Genomic DNA, 22302 nt, shown 5'->3' on the forward strand with positions numbered 1-22302 from the left:
GGGACCCCACATGGTGCAGGACCAGACCGCACCGACCGAGGAGCCGCCCCGCCCATGACCACCCCCGCCTCCTCCCCCAGCCTGCGCGACGTCACCGTCGCCGAGCGGGTCGCCGCCACCGGCATCGACGAGGCGATGATCGAGCGCCTGGTGCGCACCTTCTACGGCAAGATCCGCGACGACGCGGTGCTGGGGCCGATCTTCGCCGCGGAGATCGCGGACTGGGAGCCGCACCTGCGCAAGATGATGGATTTCTGGTCGTCGGTGGCCCTGCTGACCCGGCGCTACGACGGCCGCCCCATGCCGGTGCACGCCCGCCTCGACGTCGGCCCCGCCGAGTTCGAGCGCTGGCTGGAGCTGTTCGCCGAGACCACCACCGAGGTCTGCACCCCCGAGGCCGCCCGCTTCTTCCTCGACCGCGCCCACAACATCGCCCGCAGCCTGCTGATGGGCATCCAGTACGTCCAGGGAATGGCCCGGGGGTAGGTCGGTCGGAGGGCCGGGCCTGAACATTGCCCTCAGGCCGCTGACGAGGGCCCTTGATGCGGGAGTGGCTCGGTGTCCCCCGGCTCCTCGTCCCCGGCGTCCGCCCCGGCGTCCGCCCCGGCGTCCGCCCCGACATGCGCGAGGTTCTGCACGACGGTCCGGCAGCGGGCCTCGATCGCCGCGGCGAACTCGCGCAGCAGCGGATGGTCGCCGGCGGGCATCGCCCGGACCGCCGCGACCGCCGCCGGCAGTTCCCGTCGGACACGGTCCGCAGCCGTCTCGATCCGCCGCAGGATCATCGTGCGGTTGAAGCCGCACGCGTCGGCCATCCGCTGCCAGTGGCGGCCCTTGATGTGATCGCCGCGGTCCTTGCCGGCGATCGTCTGCGACAGGGTCTTGGTGACGGTCTCCCAGGCCGCCGCGCACATCAGGTCATAGAGCGGAGCCAGCGTGGCGCCCCGTCCCGTCAGCAGGACGCTGTAGTTCTTGGCGTGGGCGTCGGTGTTGCAGATCAGCACGTTGAAGACCACGGCATCGAGCAGCCGCATGCGGTCGGCCGCCGTCAGGTGGTCGTCCACCACCTTGAACATGTCCGCCAGCCGCGGACCCCGGACACCCGAGCGGTTGCGTTCGTACTTCGCTCCGGGCGGCTTGCCGAGCGCCTGGCAGAAGTCCTCCTGGTGCATGCGCAGCCAGCGCCCCTCCCGCTGCACCCGGTCGTAGCGGGTCACCAGCAGGTAGCTCCGCTCCCCCGCCCGGCCCGTCGTCACCGCCGCGGTCTTCAGGCCGCAGCGGCCGGCGAGCGTCATGCACAGCGCCTCGTTCTGCACGCTGCCCCACAGGCGGCGGCGGACGTCGGGCTTCAGGATGTGGGTGGACGGTGCCCCGTTGACCGGAATCGCCAGCCGTCCGTCCGCCAGGATCGCGACGGGCAGCTTGTCCTGGGCGCCGGCCAGCGACATCGACACGCCGTCCTCGCCAGCCAGGAAAGGCTTCGCCGGCAGCTCCTCGACGATGCGCTCCAGCTCGGCCTCGCCGTCGATGGGCCGGTGGCCAGGCACCTCTCCGGCACGGGGATGCCCGATGGTCAGCGCCCCGGCCGTGTCGCCGCCGATCCGCTCCAGGATGCCGATCACGTCCTGGGGGGCGACGCCGAGGGTCCGTCCGACAGCGAGCAGGTTGGCGTCCTCGGGCAGCAGGTTGGCCAGCCACGGCATCAGGACGCCGGGACCAAAGGGCCCGCCGCCGAAGGGCATTCCCAGCGACACCGGGAACGCCCCCCGCGTGTATTGCCAGCGGGGGTCGTAGGCGAAGGACGGCCCATCTCTGGCGAGGGAGATCTCACCGATGACAAGGTGCTCGTAGAACACGGGAAGCGTGGTCACGCCCCGTCTCCGAGGTCGGGAAGGTCGGGGTAGGCGCCGCCGGGGCCGGGCCGCGTGTCGGCGGACGGAACGGGGGCGTCATGGACGAGCCGGACGCCGACTCCCCTGGCGACGGCGAGCGCCTTGCCGAGCTGGCAGGTCGGCTTGCCGCTTTCGAGATCGACGATGAATCGCTCACCGACGTTGACGGCCAGCGCCAGGTCGCGCTGGGTCATGCCGAGCGCCTGCCGCCGCGAACGGATGAGGCCACCGAAGCGGCCCGGCGTGTCGAGGATGTCCATGGGGCGCGCCCTTCTTCCCGCTCGGGAAGATGGGGCCTTTGCTCTCCAGGGTCAAGGGGGCCTCTTCCCGAGCGGGAAGAATCGCTCAACCTTGACGGGCCGGGAACCCGAACCTTCCCGATCGGGAAGCCGGAGACGGGGAGCCGTCTGGAGAGGCCACGTCCCGGCGGATGCGCAAATGTACGGAGAACCCGGATCACCACGCCGCAACTCACCCCATGCCGCGGTGCACCCCGCCGCTTGCCGAGGCAACCGTCCGGGTCTATAACCTGCCCGATCGAGGGGGTCGGCCCGCCTGTCGGCGCGACGCCACCCCGTCCAGCAAGGGGGCCGGGATGGGGCCATGTCCGAACGCGTCGACCCGCCGGCCTCCGGCCCGCGGCGGCCTGCGGACGCCCCGTGCCTCCCACCCCACCGGCACGACCGGCACGAGAAGCCGCTCCAGCGGCCGCCGACCGGAGAACGCAGCATCGTCGTCCGCCAGCGCCGCCGTCCCCAGCGGCGGCGGCGTCCACAAAACCCAAGACATGAGGTCCAACCGTGCTTGAAGCCTACCGGCAGCATGAAGCCGAGCGCGCCGCTCTCGGCATCCCGCCCCTTCCCCTCTCCGCCGCCCAGACGGCGGCGCTGATCGAGCTGCTGAAGGCGCCGCCGGCCGGCGAGGAGGCGTTCCTCCTGGACCTCATCACCCACCGCGTCCCCGCCGGCGTCGACGACGCCGCCAAGGTCAAGGCGTCCTACCTCGCCGCCGTGGCCGAGGGCAGCGAGGCCTGCCCGCTGATCTCCCGCGTCCGGGCGACCGAGCTGCTGGGCACCATGCTCGGCGGCTACAACATCACGCCGCTGATCGAGCTGCTGTCGGACGCCGCGTGCGCGGCGGCCGCCGCCGAGGGCCTGAAGAAGACCCTCCTGATGTTCGACTACTTCCACGACGTCCGGGCGCTGGCTGAGCAGGGCAACGCCCACGCCAAGGCGGTCATGCAGTCGTGGGCCGACGCGGAGTGGTTCACCGCGCGCCCCGAGGTGCCCGAGAGCCTGACCCTGACCATCTTCAAGGTGTCGGGCGAGACCAACACCGACGACCTCTCCCCCGCCCCCGACGCGTGGTCGCGCCCCGACATCCCGCTGCACGCGCTGGCCATGCTGAAGAACCCGCGCCCCGGCGTCGAGCCGGAGGAGGCGGGCGTGCGCGGTCCGGTGCAGCAGCTGCTCGCCTTCAAGGCGCGCGGTCATCTCGTCGCCTATGTCGGCGACGTCGTGGGCACCGGCTCCTCGCGCAAGTCGGCCACCAACTCGGTGCTGTGGTGGACCGGCGAGGACATCCCCTTCGTCCCCAACAAGCGCTTCGGCGGCGTCTGCCTGGGCTCCAAGATCGCGCCCATCTTCTACAACACCATGGAGGACGCCGGCGCCCTGCCCATCGAGCTCGACGTCTCGCAGATGGAGACGGGCGACACGGTGGAGCTGCGCCCCTATGAGGGCAAGGCGCTGAAGGACGGCCAGGTGATCGCCGAGTTCACCGTGAAGTCCGACGTGATCTTCGACGAGGTGCGCGCCGGCGGCCGCATCCCGCTGATCATCGGCCGCGGCCTCACGGCGCGGGCCCGCGAGGCGCTGGGCCTGCCGGCCTCCACCCTGTTCCGCGCCTCGGCCGCCCCGGCCGACAGCGGCAAGGGCTTCTCGCTGGCCCAGAAGATGGTGGGCCGGGCCTGCGGCCTGCCCGAGGGCAGCGGCGTGCGCCCCGGCACCTACTGCGAGCCGAAGATGACCACGGTCGGCTCCCAGGACACCACCGGGCCGATGACCCGGGACGAGCTGAAGGATCTGGCCTGCCTGGGCTTCTCGGCCGACCTGGTGATGCAGAGCTTCTGCCACACCGCGGCCTACCCCAAGCTGGTGGACGTCAAGACCCACAAGGAGCTGCCGGCCTTCATCTCGACCCGCGGTGGTGTGTCCCTGCGGCCGGGCGACGGCGTCATCCACTCCTGGCTGAACCGCCTGCTGCTGCCCGACACCGTGGGCACCGGCGGCGACAGCCACACCCGCTTCCCCATCGGCATCTCCTTCCCCGCCGGCTCGGGCCTGGTCGCCTTCGCCGCGGCCACCGGCGTGATGCCGCTGGACATGCCGGAGAGCGTGCTGGTGCGCTTCAAGGGCACCATGCAGCCGGGCGTGACCCTGCGTGACCTGGTCAACGCCATCCCCCTCTACGCCATCCGCCAGGGCCTGCTGACGGTGGAGAAGAAGGGCAAGAAGAACATCTTCTCCGGCCGCATCCTGGAGATCGAGGGTCTGCCCGACCTCAAGGTCGAGCAGGCGTTCGAGCTGTCCGACGCCTCGGCCGAGCGCTCGGCCGCGGGCTGCACGGTGCGCCTCGACGAGGCGCCGATCATCGAGTACATGCGCTCCAACGTGGCGCTGATGAAGTGGATGATCGCCAACGGCTACCAGGATGCCCGCACCCTGCAGCGGCGCATCGACGCGATGGAGCAGTGGATGGCCGCCCCGGCCCTGCTGCAGCCCGACGCCGACGCCGAGTACGCCGCGGTGATCGACATCGACCTGGCCGAGATCCAGGAGCCGATCGTCGCCTGCCCGAACGACCCGGACGACGTGAAGATGCTGTCGGAGGTCGCCGGCGACACCATCGACGAGGTGTTCATCGGCTCGTGCATGACCAACATCGGCCACTTCCGCGCCGCCGGAAAGGTGCTGGAGGGCAAGTCCGACATCCCGACCCGGCTGTGGATCGCCCCGCCCACCAAGATGGACGCGATGATCCTCAACGAGGAGGGCTACTACGGTGTGCTGGGCAAGTCCGGGGCGCGCATGGAGATGCCCGGCTGTTCGCTGTGCATGGGCAACCAGGCGCAGATCCGCAAGGGCTCGACCGCCATGTCGACCTCGACCCGCAACTTCCCCAACCGCCTGGGGATCGACACACGGGTCTATCTCGGCTCCGCCGAGCTGGCGGCGGTGTGCGCCCTGATGGGTCGCATCCCCACCGTGGCCGAGTACATGGAGCAGGTCAGCGTGGTCAACCAGAAGGCCAAGGACATCTACCGCTACATGAACTTCGACCAGATCCCGGAGTTCGCCGAGGCGGGGTGACCCCCGCGGCCCTGACCGGCCGACGCAAACAGGCCCCCGCCGGGACACCGGCGGGGGCGTTTCTATAGAGCGCGATGCGCACCGCCGAAGCCGCCTGTGCGGACAAGCTGCGGCGCGGTGCGAAGGTCACGCCGGAGCCTGATGCTGTTGCCATGCCGTAAGACGAGGAAGCGCTGGAGTGCTTCGGGCAACCGCCCTGTGGAATGAGGTTTCAGCGCGCCGCCCCCCACCTGACCGGGTTTACGGTCGGCAAGCGCGCCCACTTCCTGATAGGTGAGGCTCAGGGAATGGCATTGTGCGCATCCCCCGGCGCCATGTCGATCGCCTGCTTGAGGTGTGCGAAGTATACGATCCCCTTCTCTCGGCCCTCCGCCGCCGCCCATCACCCCTGCGGCAGCATCCGCCCCTGGCGGTCGGACAGGTCGACCACCCGGTCGGCGGCATCGGCCAGCGGGGCCGGCCGGCGCGCCGCCCAGTCCGCCAGGAACCCCGGCAGGGCATCGCCGTCCAGGGGACGGCTGACCAGGTAGCCCTGGATGACGTCGCAGCCGATGCGGGCCAGCACCGCCCATTGCTGCGGCTCCTCCACCCCCTCGGCGACGACGGTGAGGTCGAGATCGGCGGCCAGCCGGGCGATCGAGGCCACCATGGCCCGGGCCTCCGGCGTGCGCTCGACGTCGGCGACGAAGGCGCGGTCGAGCTTCACCGTGTTGATGGGCAGGCGGCGCAGGTAGGTGAGCGACGAATAGCCCGTGCCGAAATCGTCCAGGGCGATGCGGATGCCCGGCCGGCGCAGGGCGTTCAAGGTGGCGACGGCGGCGTCGAAGCACCCCATCAGCAGGGATTCGGTGATCTCCAGCTCCAGGTTTTCGGGCGGCAGGCCGGTGCGCTCCAGCACCTCCAGCACCCGCTCCACGAAGTCGGGCTGGCCCAGCTGCACCACCGAGACGTTGACGCTCATGGTCACGTCCGGGTGGCCGTCGGCGATCAGCGCGACGCCGCGCCGGCAGGCCTGCTCCAGCACCCACAGGCCGAGCGGAACGATCAGGCCGCTGTCCTCGCAGGCGGGAATGAACCGGACCGGCGACACCGGCCCCAGCTCGGCGTCGGTCCACCGCACCAGCGCCTCGAAGCCGAGCACCGCGCCGTCCCCGGCCGCCACCTGGGGCTGGAACTGCAAGGTGAACGCCCGGTCGTCGAGGGCCGAGCGCAGGCGGGTCATCAGCCGCACCCGCTCGACGATGGCCCGGTTCATCTCCGGCTCGAAGCGCGACACCCGGCCCGGTCCGTCCTCCTTGGAGCGGTACATCGCCGTGTCGGCGTTCTGCAGCAGCTCGTCGAAGCAGCAGCCGTCCCAGGGGTAGCGGGCCACGCCGATGCTGCCCGACATCACCACGTTCTGCCCCTCCACGACGAACGGATCCTGGAAGGCGCGGTGCAGCGCCGCGGTGACGTCGGCCACGGCGGTGCCCTGGGCGTCGTGCACCACCAGCACGAACTCGTCCCCGCCCAGGCGCGACACATAGGCGTCGGGCACGACCCGGCGCAGGCGCTCGCCGAAGGCCACCAGCAGCGCGTCGCCGGCCTTGTGGCCGAACGAATCGTTGATGACCTTGAAGTTGTCCATGTCGAGGAACAGCAGCGCCAGCGCCCGGGTCTGCCCGTCGGCCTTGCCGTGCGACAGCAGCCCGTCGACGTGATCCGCCAGGTGCAGACGGTTGGGCAGGCCGGTCAGCGGATCGAAATGGGCCAGCCGGGCCAGCCGCTCGCGGCTGAGGGTCAACGCGGCGATGCTCTCCTGCAGGCGCTGGCGCGACCCCAGGAGGTCGCCGTTGGCCGCCTGCAGCGCCGCCCGGGTGCGCCGCTGCAGGCGGACCACCATGGCCAGCCGGACCGCCAGCAGCACCAGCACCGCGATCACCCCGCCCACCGACAGCGCCAGCGTGCGGTAGGTCTCCAGGAACGAGACGGGGCGCCCCACCACCCGGTCGAGCCCGGAGATCCGGTCGATGGCGAGGCCGTGGCGTTCCGCCACCCGCTGGTCGAGGGCGCGGACGATCGCGCTGCCCATGCGCGGCGGCATGGTCTCGACCGGGGTGCCGGCGAGAACGGCCGCGGCCACCGCGCCGACCTCCCGCCCGTGGTCGAGGGCGCTGAGCAGGCTGCCGCCGACCACCCCGTGCCCCAGCAGCATGTCCTGGAGCGCGAAGATCGGCACGGCGCTGCGCTCGCTGAGGCGGCGGGCGAACCGCTCCGGGGCCCGGGCCAGGCCGGTGCCGTCGACGGAGTAGCTGCCGAACAGCGCGAAGCCGTCGGGCGGCAGCCCCGCCAGGCGCTGCGCCAGCGCCTCCACCGGGAGGTCGGGCAGCACCTTGAGGCCGACCGGCGCCCCCATCCGCGCCAGGGTGTCGACCACCTCGCGCTCCAGGCCGCGCGCCGACTGGGTGCGGTCGCCGATGAAGTGGACGCGGCGGGCTCCGGGAAGCGCCTCCAGGGCCATGGCGATGGTGCCGGCGATGTCCTTGGGCTCGAACAGGCCGCTGACCGCCGGCTCGCCCGCGATCCGGGCGCGCGCCACCGTCTCCAGCACGCCGCCGAACACCAGCGGCACCGGGCCGAACAGGCGCTTGCGCAGGCGCAGCCCGAAGGCCAGGGCGGCGTCGTCGGTGGTGATGATCACCCCCGGCCGGGCGTCGCCGAAGCGGGCGTGGACGATCGCCTCCACGGCGTCGAGGGTGGCGGCGCCGGGATGGCGTTTCCAGTCGAGGTGGACGGTGTCCGGCTCCACGTCGGGCCGGGTCGCGGCCAGAGCCTCGCGGACGCCGAGATCCTGCTCGTCGGTCCAGTGGTAGCCGGGATGATAGGAATGGATCAGCAGCACCCGCGGGCTGCCCGCCGCCCCGTCCGCCGCCTCAACCGCGGCCGTGGCCGCGGGCGCCGTCAGGACGGCAAGACACGCGACCAGTGCCGCGGTCACGAAAGGCCGCACCCGGTGTCCGAAGACCGGGCCGACCGCCAGGCGCGCGCGCATTCCGCAGCTCCACCACAGTGGGGTGATGTGGTGCCGCTCGTGCCGCCACACCCCCGTATACGTATGTTCGCCTCCAGTCCTCCTGGCAGGCGAGCGGCTTGCATGTGAAAGCCGAACCGGCACCGGATTCAACGGAACAATTGGCCCAGAGACGAATTCGCAACACGTGGCATGATCGAGGCACGGAAAACACCAACTGGGCGTCTCTTATCCTTTGGCGTGACAGCGCATTGCTGCGTGATGGCACGGATCGTCTCAGGGACTCCTCCCCTGCCGGCCCGCAATGCCGAGAACCTGGGCGTCGCCGGCGGCTGGCGACAGGCCGGCCCGGCGGGTGCGCCACTCCTCCAGGAACGCTGGAATCTGGTCCAGCGGGCGGGGTGCGCCGATCAGGAAGCCCTGGGCGGCGTCGCAGCCGATCCGCGCCAGGGCGTGCCATTGCTCGAGGGTTTCGACGCCTTCGGCCACCACCGCGTGGTCGAGGTCGCCGGCGAGGCGGACGATGGCGGTGACCATGCTGCGCGCGTCGGCGAGGTGGGCGACGTCCGCGACGAAGGCGCCGTCAAGCTTGAGGGTGTCGATGGGCAGCCGGCGCAGGTGGGTCAGCGAGGAATAGCCGGTGCCGAAATCGTCCAGGGCGATGCCCACGCCGGCGGCGGCCAGCGCGGCCAGCTTGGCGGTGGTGGCGCCGACCGACCCCATCATCAGGGATTCGGTGACCTCCAGGACCAGGCGGTGCGGCGACACGCCGGCACGGTCCAGCGTCTCCAGCACGCGCTCGACGAAATCGCCCTGGGCGAGCTGCACCACGGAGATGTTGACGCTGACCCGGGCGTCGGGCAGGCCCAGCGCCGGCAGGGTGACCGCCGCCGCGCAGGCGCGCTCCAGCACCCACTGGCCCAGCGACACGATGGCCCCGGTGTCCTCGCACGCCGCGATGAACCGCGACGGCGGAACCGCGCCCAGCACCGGATCGGTCCAGCGCACCAGCGCCTCGAAGCCGTGCACGGTGCCGTCGGCGATGGCCACCTGCGGCTGGAACTCGACGGTGAAGGCCCCGTCCGCCAGCGCCGTGCGCAAGCGGCTCATAAGGTGGACGTGCTCCAGCACGGCGCGGTTCATGCCCGCCTCGTAGTGGGACACCTCCCCGGGTCCCCGCTCCTTGGAGCGGTACATGGCCATGTCGGCGTTCTGCAGCAGTTCGTCGAAGCAGCGCCCGCCCCAGGGATAGCGGGCCACGCCGACGCTGCTGGTGACGATGAAGTTCTGCCCCTCGACCACGAACGGCTCGCGGAACGCGTGCTGCAGCGCCGCCAGCGCCGCGGCGACGGCGGCGGCGTCCTCCCCCGGGACCACGACCACGAACTCGTCACCGCCCAGGCGGGCCACGAAGCCATTGCCGGCGACCGCGGCGAGGCGCCGGCCGAACGCCACCAGCAACCCGTCGCCGGCCTTGTGGCCGAAGCTGTCGTTGATGGTCTTGAAGTTGTCCATGTCGAGGAACAGCAGGGCCAGCGAATGGCTGCGCCCTACCGCCTTCCCCTCCTCCAGCAGCGCGTCGACGTGCTCCGCCAGCTTCACGCGGTTGGGCAGGCCGGTCAGCGCGTCGTAGTGGGCCAGCCGGTCCAGCCGCTCCTGGCTGAGGGTGAGGGCGGCGACGGTGTCCTGCAGGTCCTGGCGCGACGCCAGCAGCGCGCCGTTGGCCGCCTGCAGCGCCGTCCGGGTGCGCCGCTGCAGGCGCACCACCACGGCCAGCCCGCCCGCCAGCAGCACCAGCACCGCGACCACCGCGGCGACCGACAGCACCAGGGTGCGGTAGGTCTCCAGGAAGGAGAAGGGCCGCCCCACGACGCGGTCGAGGTCAGGGACGCGGGCGACGTCCAGCCCGTGGCGTTCCGCCACCGCCTGGTCCATCGCCCGGACGATCGACGTGCCCGTCCTGGGCGGCATGGTCCGGACCGGCGTCCCGGCCAGCACCGCCGCGGCCAGGGTGCCGACCTCGTGGCCGTGCTCGGTGGCGCCGAGCAGGCTGCCGCCGACCACCCCATGACCCAGCAGCATGTCCTGCAAGCCGAAGATCGGCACGGCGCTGCGCGCGCTCATGCGCTCCAGGAAGCGTTCGGGCTCCAGCGAGCGGCCGGCGCCGTCCACGGAATAGCTGCCGAACAGCGCGAAGCCGTCGCGCGGCAGCGCCGCCAGGCGGGCGGCCAGCGCGTCGATCGGCAGGTCGGGCAGGACCTGGAGGTCGAGGGGGGATCCCATGGCGGCAAGGGTCGCCTCCAGCTCCTGCCGCAGCCCCGCGGCCGACTCGGTGCGGTCACCGATGAAATGGATGCGGCGGAAGGCGGGATCGGCGCGCAGCGCCATGGCGATGGTGCCGGCGATGTCCTTGGGCTCGAACAGGCCGGTGACCGCCGGCTCGCCCTCGGCCAGCGCCCGCGCCGCCGGCTCCAGAACGCCGCCATGGACCAGCGGGACCGGACCGAAGAGGCGCGCGCGCAGGCGCAGGCCGAAGGACAGCGCGGCGTCGTCGGTGGTGACGATCACGGCGGGCCGGTCGCCGGCGAAGCGGGCCTGAACCAGCGTTTCCACGGCGTCGAGGTTGGCGCCGTCGGGATGGCGCTTCCAGTCGAGATAGATGGCGTCGGGCTCCAGATCCGGCCGCGCCGCCACAAGGGCCTCGCGGATTCCCCGGTCCTGGTCGTCGGTCCAGTGGTAGCCGGGATGGTAGGAGTGGATCAGCAGCGCACGCGGGTTGTCATCCGCGGGTGCGGCGGCATGGGCCGCGGGCGCCGCCGGCACGCCCGGCCCCAGCAGGCCGACCAGGACGCCCAGCGCCACCACCCCGGCCAGTCGAACGATCGCCGCCGCCGGTCCGCGGGGCGTGGCGATTGTCCGTTGAAACAGCATTCTCCACCCCCCACCGCTCCCGGACAGCACGCCGCAAGGGATGATCCCGCAGCCGTCCACCGGAGACCCGCGCCGTCCTGTGCACAGCCTCGGCCTCTACAGTAAAGGCGCGGTTCTGACGGTTTTCAACAGCCTCCTTGCGGAAATACGCAATTCGCAATACATGCCCGCGGCGGGCGCGCGATTCGTGTCCCGCCAGTGTTGTTTTCGAGCCGGCGTGTCGCAACAATCCTCCGGCCGATCAGCCGCCAGGACCGCTGACGAGGATGTCGGAGGCGGAGAGGGTGCGGACGTTCAGGGTGGCGACGGCGACGGCGGCGCCGGTTGCCGGAGAGGGCGTCGGCGCCGCGGTTGCCATAGAGCGCGTCATTGCCGGTGCCGCTGGTCACCCCGAGCGGCGGCAGGGCCCTGCACACCGGCGTCCGCACGCCCGCCGTCCTACACCACCGCGAACCAGCCCTCGGTCACGTCGGCCGGCGCGACGCCCCGCAAGGTCAGCGCGTCGCCGCCGCCGAAGGTGATCAGCGCGTGGCCGTCGGCGTCGCCGGCGACGCTCCAGGACTGGCCGGCGAGGATCTCGACCCGGTCGCCCTCCGCGACGGTGAAGTCGTCCACCGTGTCGTGGCCCATGGCGGGGCGCGCCGCGAAGGTGTCGGCGCCGGGGCCGCCGATCAGCCAGTCGCCGCCGCGGTTGCCGAACAGCCAGTCGTCGCCCCGGTTGCCGTCCAGGATGTCGGCCCCCTGACCGCCGAACAGGGTGTCGCCGCCCTGGCCGCCGAACACAACGTCCGCCCCCTCCTCGCCCAGGATCAGGTCGGCGCCGCGGTTGCCGAACAGGCGGTCGGCCCCGGCCCCGCCCTGCACCGTGTCGGCGCCGTCGCCGGCCATCAGGGTGTCGACGCCGGATCCGCCGGCCAGGGCGTTGGGGCCGGCGTCGCCCTGGGGTGCCCAGCGCACGGCGTAGATGGTGCCGCCGGTGTCGTCGCCGATCAGCAGGGAGCCGTCGGCGGCGGTGGCCACCGCGGTCGGCCGGCCGTAGACCGCGGGGTTGGTCTCCCCCTCCAACCAGAATCCGGTGGCGAACGCCTCGTAGCCGTTCTGCGGCACGCCGTTGGCGACGTCGACGTGGGCGACCATGAAGCCCCTGGGATCCGCGGCGTTCCAGGAGCCGCGCAGCGCCACGAACAGGTCGCCCTGATAGGCCGCGGGGAACTGGTCGCCGCTGTAGAAGGTCAGGCCGATGGGCGTCGAATGGGCCTGGATCAGCACGTCCGGCACCAGGGTCGCGGCGGTCAGCGGCGGGTTGTCGGGGAAGCCCGGCTGGTCGTTGGCGCCGATGTAGGCGTAGGGCCAGCCGTAGAATCCGCCCTCGGCGACGCGGGTGACGAAGTCGGGCACCAGTTCGTCGCCCATGGCGTCGCGCTCGACCACCGCGGCGACCAGCGTGCCGGTCGCCGGATCCACGGCCAGCCCCGCGGGGTTGCGCACGCCGCTGGCATAGACCGCGCCGCCCCCACCGTCGGCGTCGAAGCGCAGGATGGTGGCGCGCGGCGCCGGCTCCTCGGCCAGGTTCGACTCCGAGCCGACGCCCACGAACAGGCTTTGGCCGTCGGCGCTCACGGCCAGGGAACGCATGACGTGGCCGGACTCGGGGCCGAGGGCGCCGGCCGGGGTCAGCGGCACCGCGGGACCGCGGGCGTCCAGGTCGCCGGCCTGGTAGGGCACGCGCCAGACGTGGTCGACGTCGACCACGTAGAGGCCGTCGGGGCGCACCTCCATGGCGTGCGGCCGGTCGAAGCCGTCGGCCAGGGTGCGCCGCACGTCGGCCGTGCCGTCGCCGTCGCGGTCGCGCAGCACGACGATGTCGTCGCGGCCGCCGCGGGTGACCAGCACGTCGCCGTTGGGCGCCACGGCGATCTGCCGGGCGCGCTCCAGCCCCTCGGCGAAGATGCCGACCTGGAAGCCGTCGGGCACCTGGGGCAGCACCCCCTCGGGGCGGTCGACCAGGGTGGCGACGTTGCGCACGGACTCGTTGACGATGCCCGGCAGGTCGTGGGGATCGATGAGGAACTGGTCGCCCGGCCTGTCCATGCCGCCCCCCGTCGGTTCATTGCCGCGTCAGACAGGCAAACGGCCGGCGGCGCGCCGGCATTCCCGGGGCAGCCGGCTTAACCACTCCGGCGGGGACCGCCCATGCAAAAGCGCCGGCCCCCGGGAAGGGGCCGGCGCTCTGCCAGGCGGGTCCGGCGGGGACCGTGGATCAGGCGGCCTTGCCGCTCTTGGCCACGATCTCGTCGGCGACGTTCTTCGGCACCGGGTCGTAGTGCGAGAACTCCATGCTGTAGGAGCCGCGGCCCGAGGTCATGCCGCGCAGCTCGCCGATGTAGCCGAACATCTCCGACATCGGCACATGGGCCTCGACGGCGATGTTGGTGCCACGCTCGAGCTGGCCGAGGATGGTGCCGCGGCGGCGGTTGATGTCGCCGATGACGTCACCGAGGTAGTCCTCGGGGACCACCACCTCGACCTTCATGACCGGCTCCAGCAGCACCGGGCCGGCCATCCGCATGCCTTCGCGGAAGCACGCCTTGGCGGCGATCTCGAAGGTCAGCGCGTTGGAGTCGACGTCGTGGTACTTGCCGTCCAGCAGGGTGGCCTTGAAGTCGACCGTCGGGTAGCCGGCCATCACGCCGTCTTCCTTCTGGTTCTGCATGCCCTTGTCCACCGACGGGATGTACTCGCGGGGCACCGTGCCACCGACGATCTGGTCGACGAACTTGTAGCCCTCGCCGCGCTCGAGCGGCTCGAAGCGGATCTTCACCTCGGCGAACTGGCCCGAACCGCCGGTCTGCTTCTTGTGGGTGTAGGTGTGCTCGACCGTGCGGGTGATCGCCTCGCGGTAGGCCACCTGCGGGCGGCCCATCACGCCCTCCACACCGAACTCGGTGCGCAGGCGGTCCATGGTGACCTCGAGGTGGAGCTCGCCCATGCCGCGCAGGATGGTCTGCCCGGTGTCCTTGTCGGTCTCCAGCACCAGCGACGGATCGGCGCGGACCATCTTGCCCAGCGACACCGAGAACTTGTCCTGGTCGACGCGGTTCTTCGGCTCCACCGACACGCTGATGACAGGGTCGGGGAAGCGCATGCGCTCCAGCACCACCGGCGCCGCGGGATCGCACAGCGTGTCGCCGGTGTCGGTCTCCTGGAGCGACACGAAGGCGACGATGTCGCCGGCGCGCACCTCGTCCAGGTCGTTGGTGTCCTTGGCGAACATCTCCACCATGCGGCCGACGCGCTCGCGCTTGCCGCGGGTGGTGTTCATCAGCGACTGGCCCTTCTGCGCCACGCCGGAGTAGACGCGCACGAAGGTCAGCGAGCCGAAGCGGTCGTTGATGACCTTGAAGGCGAGGCCCGAGAAGGGCTCGGCGTCGGAGGTCTTGCGCTCGCCGTTGGGGTTGCCGTCGGGGTCGACGGTCTTGATCGCCTCGACCTCTTCCGGCGACGGCAGGTACCACACCACGGCGTCGAGGAGCTGCTGCACGCCCTTGTTCTTGTAGGACGAGCCGCACAGCACCGGCACCAGGGTGGCGCCGACCGTGCCCTTGTGCAGGCACTTGCGCAGGACGTCCGGCGACGGGTCCTCACCGCTCTCCAGATACGCCTCCATGGCCGCGTCGTCCTCCACCAGAGCGGAGTCGATCAGCGCCGCACGCAGGTCCGCCACCTCGGCCAGCATGTCGCGGTCGTTCTGGTTGGTGAACTTCAGCTTGTCGGCGAGGTCGTCGGTGACGTCCCAGGTCTCCATCGGCGCGTCGCGCTCGTCGGAGAACCACAGATACGCCTTCATCTCGACCAGGTCGACCATGCCGCGGAAGTCGTCTTCCGAGCCGATCGGCACCTGGATCACCACCGGGTTGGTGCCCAGGCGGTCCTTCATCATCTGCACGCAGCGGCGGAAGTTGGCGCCGGAGCGGTCCATCTTGTTGACGTAGCAGATGCGCGGGACCTTGTAGTTGTCCGCGAGGCGCCAGTTCGTCTCGGTCTGCGGCTCCACGCCGGCCACGCCGTCGAACACCACCACCGCGCCGTCGAGCACCCGCAGCGAGCGGTTCACCTCGATGGTGAAGTCGACGTGGCCCGGGGTGTCGATCAGGTTGATCTTCTTGTCCTTCCAGAAGCACGACACCGCCGCCGACTGGATGGTGATGCCGCGCTTCTGCTCCTGCTCCAGGTAGTCGGTCGTCGTCGACGACTTCAGGTCCTTGGTGTCGTGGATGTCGACGATGGTGTGCTTGCGGCCCGTGTAGTACAGGACGCGCTCGGTGGTCGTCGTCTTGCCGGCATCGACGTGGGCGATGATGCCGATATTGCGAATGTCGCTCAGGGGCGTGGTGCGCGGCATTAAAAGAACTCCGTGGTGCGGACCGGAACGGCGTGCTCGATGGACGTGTGGCGGCGGGGCCTAGATGCTCCTTGGCTGCGCGCCATACAAGGGGTCGCGAAAAAAGTCAAACAACAGTTTTCCGCATCCGCGCTCGCGCACGCGCCGGGCGGACTGCGGAGCGTGATAGTCGCATCCGCGCCGGCTGTCCAGCGTGACGTGGGTGTCGCCGCCCGCTTTTGCCGCAACCCGGCCGCCAGGCTCAGTAATGGGGCGGCGGCGGCTCGGCGCCGGGGCTGCGGTCGGTGCCGGCCTCCAGGGCCAGCAGGCGCTCGGCGAGGCGCCGCACCTGGGCGCTCAGACGGTCGATGGTGCGGCCCTGCTCGAACAGCACCGCCGACATCTCCTCGGCCATGCGCTCGTGGTGGGCGAGCCGGCTCTCCAGCTCGACCAGGCGGGTGTCGTCGGCGCGGTCCATGGCGCGGGCCTCCGGGCGGTGGGGTAGGGGCGGGGCTTGGGGGTGCGGCGCCCGCGGGGCTTTTCCGGACGCCGCGGCATCGCCATAAAGGGGCCATACAGCGTGACGGCCCGGCGCGCAAGCGGCCGGGCCCGGGGCAAGGGACACCGCCATGGAGACCACGACGCCGGCCACCCCGCCGGCCACCCGGACGGCCACCCGGACGGACGCCGCGGCGGCGCACGACCGCCGCCTGCGCCGCCTCGACCCGGCGCGCGCCCCGCGCGGCCCCGGCATGGCGGGCTGGCTGTGGTTCGCCGTGCGTCCCTATCTGGGCGTGGTCTCGGCGACGGCGGCGGTGATGACCGTGCGCCACACCGTCTCCTCGTCGATCCCCCTCTTCTTCTCCTATTTCATCGCCGCGGTGGCGGCTGGCGGGCTGGGGTTCTCCGACGCGCTCGCCGCGGCCGCCCCCTACCTGGCGGTGTTCGCGCTGTACCTCGCCGCCATCGCCGTCATGTTCCCGCAGTTCGCCGCGGTCGATCTGGCGGTGCGCAGCCTCGGCCTCTACGCCCTCGACCGCACGCTGGCCATGGACACGGCGTGGCACGAGGATGTCGCCAGCGGCGCCAAGGCGCAGAAGATCAGCAAGGGGCGCGACGCCCTGAAGGCTCTCCTCGACACCTTCTTCTGGGCGTTGCTGGCCCAGGTCGGCCTGTTCGTCTCGCTGGGCGCGGCGGTGGTGGCGCTCGACGTGCCGGCGATCTTCTACGTCCTCTACCTGGCGTTCGGCGCCAGCTACGTGGCGGTGGCGGTGTCGACCCTGCCCGGCCTGCGGCGCCGCTACGACGGCCTCTACGCGGCGGTGGAGGTGCTGTTCGCCAACGTCTACGACTTCCTGTCCTCGGTGACGACCATCAAGATCTTCACCCTGGAGGGGCCGATCCTGCAGCGCGCCCGCCGGGTCGAGCTGGACGGCCACGCCGCGGGGCGGCGGCTGTTCCGCCTCCAGGCCCTGCGCTGGACGGCGCTGAATCTGACGGCCGGCCTCTGGATGATCGTCATCTTCCTGGTGGCGCTGGAGCGGGCCACCACGGACGCCATGCCGCTGGAGGCCTTCACCGTGGTGCTGATGTTCACGGTGAACGCCTGGATGCGCTTCGAGTGGCTGGCCTACGAGCTCAACACCATCGTCGAGGCCTACGCCGGCTTCCGCCGCCTCACCGACCTGCTGTCCCAGGCCCGCGACGCCGCCGACGCCGAGCGGGGCGGCGCCGCGGTGACGCCGTGCCACGGCGCCATCGCGCTCGACGGTGTCGGCTTCGCCTACAAGGCGGGCGGCGATCCCGTGGTGTCCGGGGTGACCCTGGCCATTCCGGCCGGGCAGACGGTGGGCCTGGTCGGCCCCTCCGGCGCCGGCAAGTCCACCCTGCTGAAGCTGCTGTTGGCCCTCTACCCGCCCGACGCCGGCGCCGTGCGGGTCGACGGCCACGACGTCGCCGGCCTCGACGTCCGCGCCTACCGCCGGGCCTTCGCGGTGATCCCCCAGGAACCGGCCATTTTCAACATGACCCTGATGGACAACATCCGCCTGGCCCGCCCCGAGGCGAGCGACGCCGACGTGATGGACGCCGCCCGGGCCGCCCACGCCCACGACTTCATCACCGCCTACCCCGAGGGCTACGCCACCATCGCCGGCGAGCGCGGCGTGGTGCTGTCGGGGGGACAGCGCCAGCGCGTCGCCATCGCCCGCGCCGTGCTGCGCGACGCCCCCATCGTCATCCTCGACGAGGCGACCAGCGCGCTCGATTCCGAGACCGAGCGGCTGGTCCAGGACAGCCTGGACCGCCTGTTCCGCGGCCGCACCGTCATCGCCATCGCCCACCGCCTGTCGACCCTGGCCCGCTTCGAGCGGATCGTCGTCATGGACGCCGGCCGGATCGTCGAGGACGGCCCCCACGAGGCCCTCATCGGCAAGGCCGGCCTCTATTCCCGGTTGTGGGGGCTGCAGACCGAACCCCGCGCGGCGGAGTAGTCCGGCGCCGTCGCGCCCCCCGCCGTCCGCCCGCCGTCCGCCCGCCGCCCGCCGTCCGCCCTCCCCTCGTCGGACGCCCACGAACGGCCACCCCCATTGTCCGCATCGTGAAATAATCGGGCGTCCGGCGCGCTCGATGTTTCCATCCTCATTTTATTTTCTTACGGTGGCGCGAGCGAGATCGATCGTCGTGTTGTGAACGTACCGATATTTCGCCTTTACTCGGGTTGTTGAGGCAGTTTTAGAGATTTTTTCATTATTGGACTCGTAAGAGTGCAGCTATTCTCGCTATCAGGGTGGCGCCGGGGCCGCCGCCGATCGGACAGGGGTGCAGCATGCTTCGAACCGCGGTGCGTCCGACGGGGACCGCCAGTCCCTTCGACGACGACGAGATCATCGTCAGCAAGACCGATCTGAAAGGACGCATCACCTACGCCAACGATGTCTTCCTGCGGGTGTCGCGCTTTGCCTACGGCGAGATCATCGGGGCGCCGCACAGCGCGATCCGCCACCCCGACATGCCGCGCTGCATCTTCAAGCTGCTGTGGGACACGATCCAGGGCGGCGACGAGATCTTCGCCTATGTGCTGAACATGGCCAGCAACGGCGACCACTACTGGGTGCTCGCCCACGTCACGCCGAGCCGCGACGCCTCCGGCACCGTGGTCGGCTACCACTCCAACCGGCGCAAGCCGAGGCCCGAGCAGGTCGAGCGGGTCACCGGGATCTACCGCGAATTGCGGGGGGTCGAGGACGGCGCGGCGGACCGCAAGGTCGGGCTGCAGCGCTCCGAGGCGCATCTGGCGGCGCTGCTCAAGGACAGGGGAACGGACTATGACCGCTTCGTTTTCTCCCTCTAGGCCCGACACCCTGATCCTGGCCGGCGCCGGGATCGTCGTCGCGTGCGCGGCCCTTCTGGCCGCCGCCGAGGTTCCGCCGCTGGCGGTGGCCGCCGCGCTGGCGGTGGCGGTGGCGGTGCTGGGCGCCGCCGCCGTCCGGGTGCGCCGCGACGCCCGCAGCCTGGAGGCGATGGCCGCGGTGTGCGCCGCCGCCGCCGCCGGCGACCTGGAATCCCGCGTGCCCGGCGACCCCGGCGGCGGCCCGGCCGGCCGGCTGCACCGCGCCGTCAACGGGCTGCTCGACATCACCGACGCCTTCCTGCGCGAGGCCGACGGCTCGACCCGGGCGGTCAGCCAGGGCCGCTACCACCGCAAGGTGCTGCTGCGCGGCCTGCCCGGCGCCTTCCGCAACGCCGCGGAATCCATCAACCGGGCAAGCGGCCGCATGGAATCCCAGGACGGCGAGCTGCAGGCCGTCGCCGGCACCTTCGAGGCCGGGGTCGGCAGCGCGGTGACCAACGTGGAGCGGGCCTCGTCGGGCATGCGGGCCGACGCCGAACGCATGACCGGGCTGGCCGCCGACGCCTCCGACCGCGCCACCTCGGTGGCTGCGGCGACGGAGCAGACCTCGTCCAACGTCCAGACCGTGGCCACCGCGGCCGAGGAGCTGGCCGCGTCGGTGGAGGAGATCGGCCGCCAGGTGGCCCTGTCGACCACCATCTCCCGCGACGCCGTGGCCCGGGCCGAGCGCACCGACGCCGTGGTGCAGGAGCTGGCCGGGGTGACCCGCCAGATCGGCGACGTGGTGCAGCTCATCAACTCCATCGCCCAGCAGACCAACCTGCTGGCGCTGAACGCCACCATCGAGGCGGCGCGGGCCGGCGAGGCGGGGCGCGGCTTCGCCGTGGTGGCGCAGGAGGTGAAGCACCTGGCCTCCCAGACCGCCGCCGCCACCGACGAGGTGGAGTCCAAGCTGGGCGCCATCGGCGGCGCCACCGACCAGACCGTGTCGGCGATCCAGGACATCGGCCGCACCATCGCCGAGATGAGCCAGATCGGCAACGCCATCGCCGCGGCGGTGGAGGAGCAGGGGGCGGCGACCCAGGAGATCGCCCGCAACATCCAGCAGGCCGCGCTGGGCACCCAGGAGATCGCCCGCAACATCGCCGGGATGAAGGACGCCGCCACCCAGACCGGCGACGCCGCCCGCCACGTCCTGTCCGCCGCCGACGGCATGTCGGAGGAGGCGCTGCGCCTGCGCGACGGCGTCGACGCCTTCCTCGCCAAGGCGCGCCGGGCGTAAGCGCCCGGCCGGGCGCCTGCCCGGGGACGCAACCGGCGTACCCCGCCCCGCCGGTGGCCAGGACGCCCCGGCGGCGGCACAGTGGCCGTGGGTCGGACGGCGGCGGGGGACGCGGGCGATGGATGCACGGAAGCGGGCGCCGGCGCTGCTGGCCGGGGCGGTGTGCCTGCTGGCCGCCTGCTCGGGCGGGGAGCGGCTGACCACGGCCGTCGCCGCCATCAACCGCGACTACGGCGCCCTGCAGGACGAGGCGCTGCTGCTCAACGTGCTGCGGCGCAGCGCCGGCCTGCCCGCCCATTTCACGTCGCTGACGGTGGTCCGCGGGCGCAGCCGGGTCACGGCCGGCGCCGACCTCACCCTGCCCTTCGGCGGCGACGCCGCCGCCCGCTTCGAGTTCACGCCGCACCTGTCGCTCGATCAGGGGCCGTCCTTCGAGCTGTCGACCCGCGACAACCAGGAATTCTACCGCGGCTACATCGCCCCGGTGGACACCCGGAGCCTGGACTACTTCCTGCGCCAGGACGTCCCGCACGAGCTGGTCCTGACCCTGTTCGTCGACCGCATCCGCATCCGTGACGGCGACGGCGGGGGCGAGGAGGAGTTCATCAACTCCCCCGACCAGCCCGAGAACTACGCCGCCTTCCAGCGCCAGGTCGCCGCCCTGGTCGACCAGGGGCTGATGACCGAACCGGTGTCGCTGGCCCGGCGCGTCGGGCCGGACCTGCGCCTCGACCGCCCGCCCGGCCTCGACCAGATCCTGTCGGCCCGCAAGGAGGGGCTGACGCTGGAGGAGGCCGGCCCCGGCCGTTACCGGGTCGTGCAGGTGAGCGACAGCGCGCGGTTCTGCTTCCGCCGGCCGCAGCGGCCGCTCTTTGAGCGCGCCCGCCGCCGCGTCGCCGCCAGCGATCCCACCTTCTTCGGCAGCACCGGGGTGGTGGCCAGCTTCGCCGCCGACGGCCTCGGCTTCATCGAGATCCACACCCGCTCCCTGGCCGGGGTGTTCGACTACCTGGGGGAGCTGGCGCGGGTGCAGCGCACCTCCGGCCGGGTGCCGACGATCCGCACCGTGGCCGGCCCGCAGCCCGTGCTCGTGGTCGGCCCGGCCGCGGGGACCGGGCCGGCCGCCGTCACCGCGGAGTTCCAGGGTGCCCGCCACGCCATCCCCGCCGGCCCCGCCGGCGGCCAGTCCGGCATGGTGCTGTCGATCGTCTCGCAGCTCCTCGCCCAGGCCCAATCGGTCCAGGACCTGCCGGCCTCGAACACGGTGACCATCGTCGGCGAGTGACGGGCGCGCCGGCGCCGGCGCCGGTGGATGCCGGTCAGCGGACGCTGGTGGTGTTGCTGCTGCCGCTGACCTGGGCGGCCCGGGCGTTGGTGCTGCCCGACTGGTCGAGAACCTGGCCGCCCGGCCCCGCCGCGGCGGGCAGCAGGCGGCGCAGCTCCTCCGCCAGGGCCGGGTCGGCCTGGAGCGCCTTGGTGAGCTGGATGCGCAGCAGAGTGCGGTTGTCCTCCTCGGCCGGCGCCGCTTCCAGCTCGGCCAGGGCCACCTGCCCGCCGCCGCCCAGCCTGCGCTTCAGCCAGTCGTAGAGGTCCTTGGTCGCGGTGGTCGCCACGGCCTTGCCGCCGTCGGCGAGGTAGGGGGCGACGGCCGCCACGGCCGCGGTCGCCAGGGTCACCAGGTCGGTCATGTAGGGTCTCCGTCATCGGATGGCGGGCGCTGTTGTTCCAGGAACGGCATCAGCACCGGCAGGATGGGCTCCAGGAGGGCCGCGTCCGGCTCGGCACCATGCGACTGGCAGCGGCCGAGATATTGCCGGACCATCGGCAGCATCCAATGGGCGAACGCCGGCGGCTGGTCGAGAAACGGCCGGCTCAGCGTCGCGATGGCCTCATGGCTGAACCGAAGCGCCTCATCGGCCTGCCCGAGCGCGTCGTGGCCGTTCGCGCGCACGGCGAGTGACGCGGCAAGGTTGGGACGGAACGCGTCGGGACGCGACGACGCGAGTTCACGATACACCTCCACCGCCTCCTCGGCGGCGGCGAGCGCGGCCTCCCGACGGCCCACATCACTGAGAAAACTGGC

The 22302-nt window shown here is 71.9% G+C and carries 15 protein-coding genes; 6 read left to right on the top strand and 9 right to left on the bottom strand.

Going from position 1 to position 22302, the window contains the following annotated elements; all coding sequences use genetic code 11:
- Nucleotides 1-54 precede the first annotated feature (54 nt).
- Nucleotides 55-486 carry a group III truncated hemoglobin gene (locus tag AC6H2I_RS25735; protein ID WP_497503624.1) on the top strand — a complete coding sequence of 144 codons (432 nt, stop codon included), beginning with the start codon at nucleotides 55-57 and terminating at the stop codon, nucleotides 484-486.
- Between the two features lie 32 nt (nucleotides 487-518).
- Here AC6H2I_RS25735 and AC6H2I_RS25740 read toward each other — a convergent pair whose 3' ends face one another.
- Both AC6H2I_RS25740 and AC6H2I_RS25745 read right to left on the bottom strand, forming a co-directional pair.
- Complete coding sequence (locus AC6H2I_RS25740) at nucleotides 519-1871, bottom strand: type II toxin-antitoxin system HipA family toxin (protein ID WP_497503625.1); 1353 nt, start codon at nucleotides 1869-1871, stop codon at nucleotides 519-521.
- Nucleotides 1868-2152: a helix-turn-helix domain-containing protein gene (locus tag AC6H2I_RS25745; protein WP_497503626.1), complete on the bottom strand. Its 285-nt coding sequence runs from the start codon at nucleotides 2150-2152 to the stop codon at nucleotides 1868-1870. Before AC6H2I_RS25745 ends, AC6H2I_RS25740 begins: the two co-directional genes overlap by 4 nt.
- Nucleotides 2153-2692: 540 nt before the next feature.
- Here AC6H2I_RS25745 and acnB point away from each other — a divergent pair.
- Nucleotides 2693-5263: a bifunctional aconitate hydratase 2/2-methylisocitrate dehydratase gene (gene acnB, locus AC6H2I_RS25750; RefSeq protein WP_497503627.1), complete on the top strand. Its 2571-nt coding sequence runs from the start codon at nucleotides 2693-2695 to the stop codon at nucleotides 5261-5263.
- A 382-nt stretch (nucleotides 5264-5645) separates the two neighbouring features.
- Here the strand turns inward: acnB and AC6H2I_RS25755 are convergent, their stop codons facing one another.
- The 5 genes from AC6H2I_RS25755 to AC6H2I_RS25775 all read right to left on the bottom strand — a co-directional run bounded on the left by AC6H2I_RS25755 (nucleotide 5646) and on the right by AC6H2I_RS25775 (nucleotide 16063).
- Nucleotides 5646-8294, bottom strand: coding sequence for a putative bifunctional diguanylate cyclase/phosphodiesterase (locus AC6H2I_RS25755; RefSeq protein WP_497503628.1), 2649 nt, complete (start codon nucleotides 8292-8294; stop codon nucleotides 5646-5648).
- A gap of 255 nt (nucleotides 8295-8549) precedes the next feature.
- Nucleotides 8550-11204 carry a putative bifunctional diguanylate cyclase/phosphodiesterase gene (locus AC6H2I_RS25760; RefSeq protein ID WP_497503629.1) on the bottom strand — a complete coding sequence of 885 codons (2655 nt, stop codon included), beginning with the start codon at nucleotides 11202-11204 and terminating at the stop codon, nucleotides 8550-8552.
- 438 nt (nucleotides 11205-11642) lie between these two features.
- A complete protein-coding gene (locus AC6H2I_RS25765) occupies nucleotides 11643-13295 on the bottom strand; it encodes a PQQ-dependent sugar dehydrogenase (protein ID WP_497503630.1) in 1653 nt (550 codons plus the stop codon).
- Between the two features lie 169 nt (nucleotides 13296-13464).
- A complete protein-coding gene (fusA, locus tag AC6H2I_RS25770) occupies nucleotides 13465-15606 on the bottom strand; it encodes an elongation factor G (protein ID WP_497503631.1) in 2142 nt (713 codons plus the stop codon).
- A gap of 241 nt (nucleotides 15607-15847) precedes the next feature.
- The gene (locus tag AC6H2I_RS25775; RefSeq protein WP_497503632.1) at nucleotides 15848-16063 is read right to left on the bottom strand and encodes a SlyX family protein; all 216 of its coding nucleotides are present in this window, start codon (nucleotides 16061-16063) and stop codon (nucleotides 15848-15850) included.
- 151 nt (nucleotides 16064-16214) lie between these two features.
- On the opposite strand from AC6H2I_RS25775, the gene AC6H2I_RS25780 reads away from it, so the two are divergent.
- The 4 genes from AC6H2I_RS25780 (at nucleotide 16215) to AC6H2I_RS25795 (ending at nucleotide 21504) form a co-directional block, all read left to right on the top strand.
- Nucleotides 16215-18077: an ABC transporter ATP-binding protein gene (locus AC6H2I_RS25780; protein ID WP_497503633.1), complete on the top strand. Its 1863-nt coding sequence runs from the start codon at nucleotides 16215-16217 to the stop codon at nucleotides 18075-18077.
- A 335-nt stretch (nucleotides 18078-18412) separates the two neighbouring features.
- The gene (locus tag AC6H2I_RS25785) at nucleotides 18413-18937 is read left to right on the top strand and encodes a PAS domain-containing protein (protein WP_497503634.1); all 525 of its coding nucleotides are present in this window, start codon (nucleotides 18413-18415) and stop codon (nucleotides 18935-18937) included.
- The gene (locus AC6H2I_RS25790; protein ID WP_497503635.1) at nucleotides 18912-20219 is read left to right on the top strand and encodes a methyl-accepting chemotaxis protein; all 1308 of its coding nucleotides are present in this window, start codon (nucleotides 18912-18914) and stop codon (nucleotides 20217-20219) included. The genes AC6H2I_RS25785 and AC6H2I_RS25790 overlap by 26 nt, the downstream gene beginning before the upstream one ends.
- A gap of 118 nt (nucleotides 20220-20337) precedes the next feature.
- Nucleotides 20338-21504: a hypothetical protein gene (locus AC6H2I_RS25795; RefSeq protein ID WP_497503636.1), complete on the top strand. Its 1167-nt coding sequence runs from the start codon at nucleotides 20338-20340 to the stop codon at nucleotides 21502-21504.
- A gap of 34 nt (nucleotides 21505-21538) precedes the next feature.
- Here AC6H2I_RS25795 and AC6H2I_RS25800 read toward each other — a convergent pair whose 3' ends face one another.
- Complete coding sequence (locus tag AC6H2I_RS25800; RefSeq protein WP_497503637.1) at nucleotides 21539-21907, bottom strand: hypothetical protein; 369 nt, start codon at nucleotides 21905-21907, stop codon at nucleotides 21539-21541.
- A partial coding sequence (locus AC6H2I_RS25805; RefSeq protein ID WP_497503638.1) for a hypothetical protein occupies nucleotides 21904-22302 on the bottom strand: 399 nt, incomplete at its 5' end. The genes AC6H2I_RS25800 and AC6H2I_RS25805, both read right to left, overlap by 4 nt.

It is taken from the genome of Azospirillum sp. NS33 (assembly GCF_059703765.1).

Excerpts from the sequence above, each read along its gene's own strand:
- AC6H2I_RS25785 (WP_497503634.1), top strand. The coding sequence starts at position 18,413 with ATGCTTCGAACCGCGGTGCGTCCGACGGGGACCGCCAGTCCCTTCGAC.
- AC6H2I_RS25760 (WP_497503629.1), bottom strand. The coding sequence starts at position 11,204 with ATGCTGTTTCAACGGACAATCGCCACGCCCCGCGGACCGGCGGCGGCG.
- AC6H2I_RS25780 (WP_497503633.1), top strand. The coding sequence starts at position 16,215 with ATGGAGACCACGACGCCGGCCACCCCGCCGGCCACCCGGACGGCCACC.
- AC6H2I_RS25795 (WP_497503636.1), top strand. The coding sequence starts at position 20,338 with ATGGATGCACGGAAGCGGGCGCCGGCGCTGCTGGCCGGGGCGGTGTGC.
- AC6H2I_RS25775 (WP_497503632.1), bottom strand. The coding sequence starts at position 16,063 with ATGGACCGCGCCGACGACACCCGCCTGGTCGAGCTGGAGAGCCGGCTC.
- AC6H2I_RS25745 (WP_497503626.1), bottom strand. The coding sequence starts at position 2,152 with ATGGACATCCTCGACACGCCGGGCCGCTTCGGTGGCCTCATCCGTTCG.
- fusA (WP_497503631.1), bottom strand. The coding sequence starts at position 15,606 with ATGCCGCGCACCACGCCCCTGAGCGACATTCGCAATATCGGCATCATC.
- AC6H2I_RS25790 (WP_497503635.1), top strand. The coding sequence starts at position 18,912 with ATGACCGCTTCGTTTTCTCCCTCTAGGCCCGACACCCTGATCCTGGCC.
- AC6H2I_RS25765 (WP_497503630.1), bottom strand. The coding sequence starts at position 13,295 with ATGGACAGGCCGGGCGACCAGTTCCTCATCGATCCCCACGACCTGCCG.
- AC6H2I_RS25755 (WP_497503628.1), bottom strand. The coding sequence starts at position 8,294 with ATGCGCGCGCGCCTGGCGGTCGGCCCGGTCTTCGGACACCGGGTGCGG.
- AC6H2I_RS25735 (WP_497503624.1), top strand. The coding sequence starts at position 55 with ATGACCACCCCCGCCTCCTCCCCCAGCCTGCGCGACGTCACCGTCGCC.
- AC6H2I_RS25800 (WP_497503637.1), bottom strand. The coding sequence starts at position 21,907 with ATGACCGACCTGGTGACCCTGGCGACCGCGGCCGTGGCGGCCGTCGCC.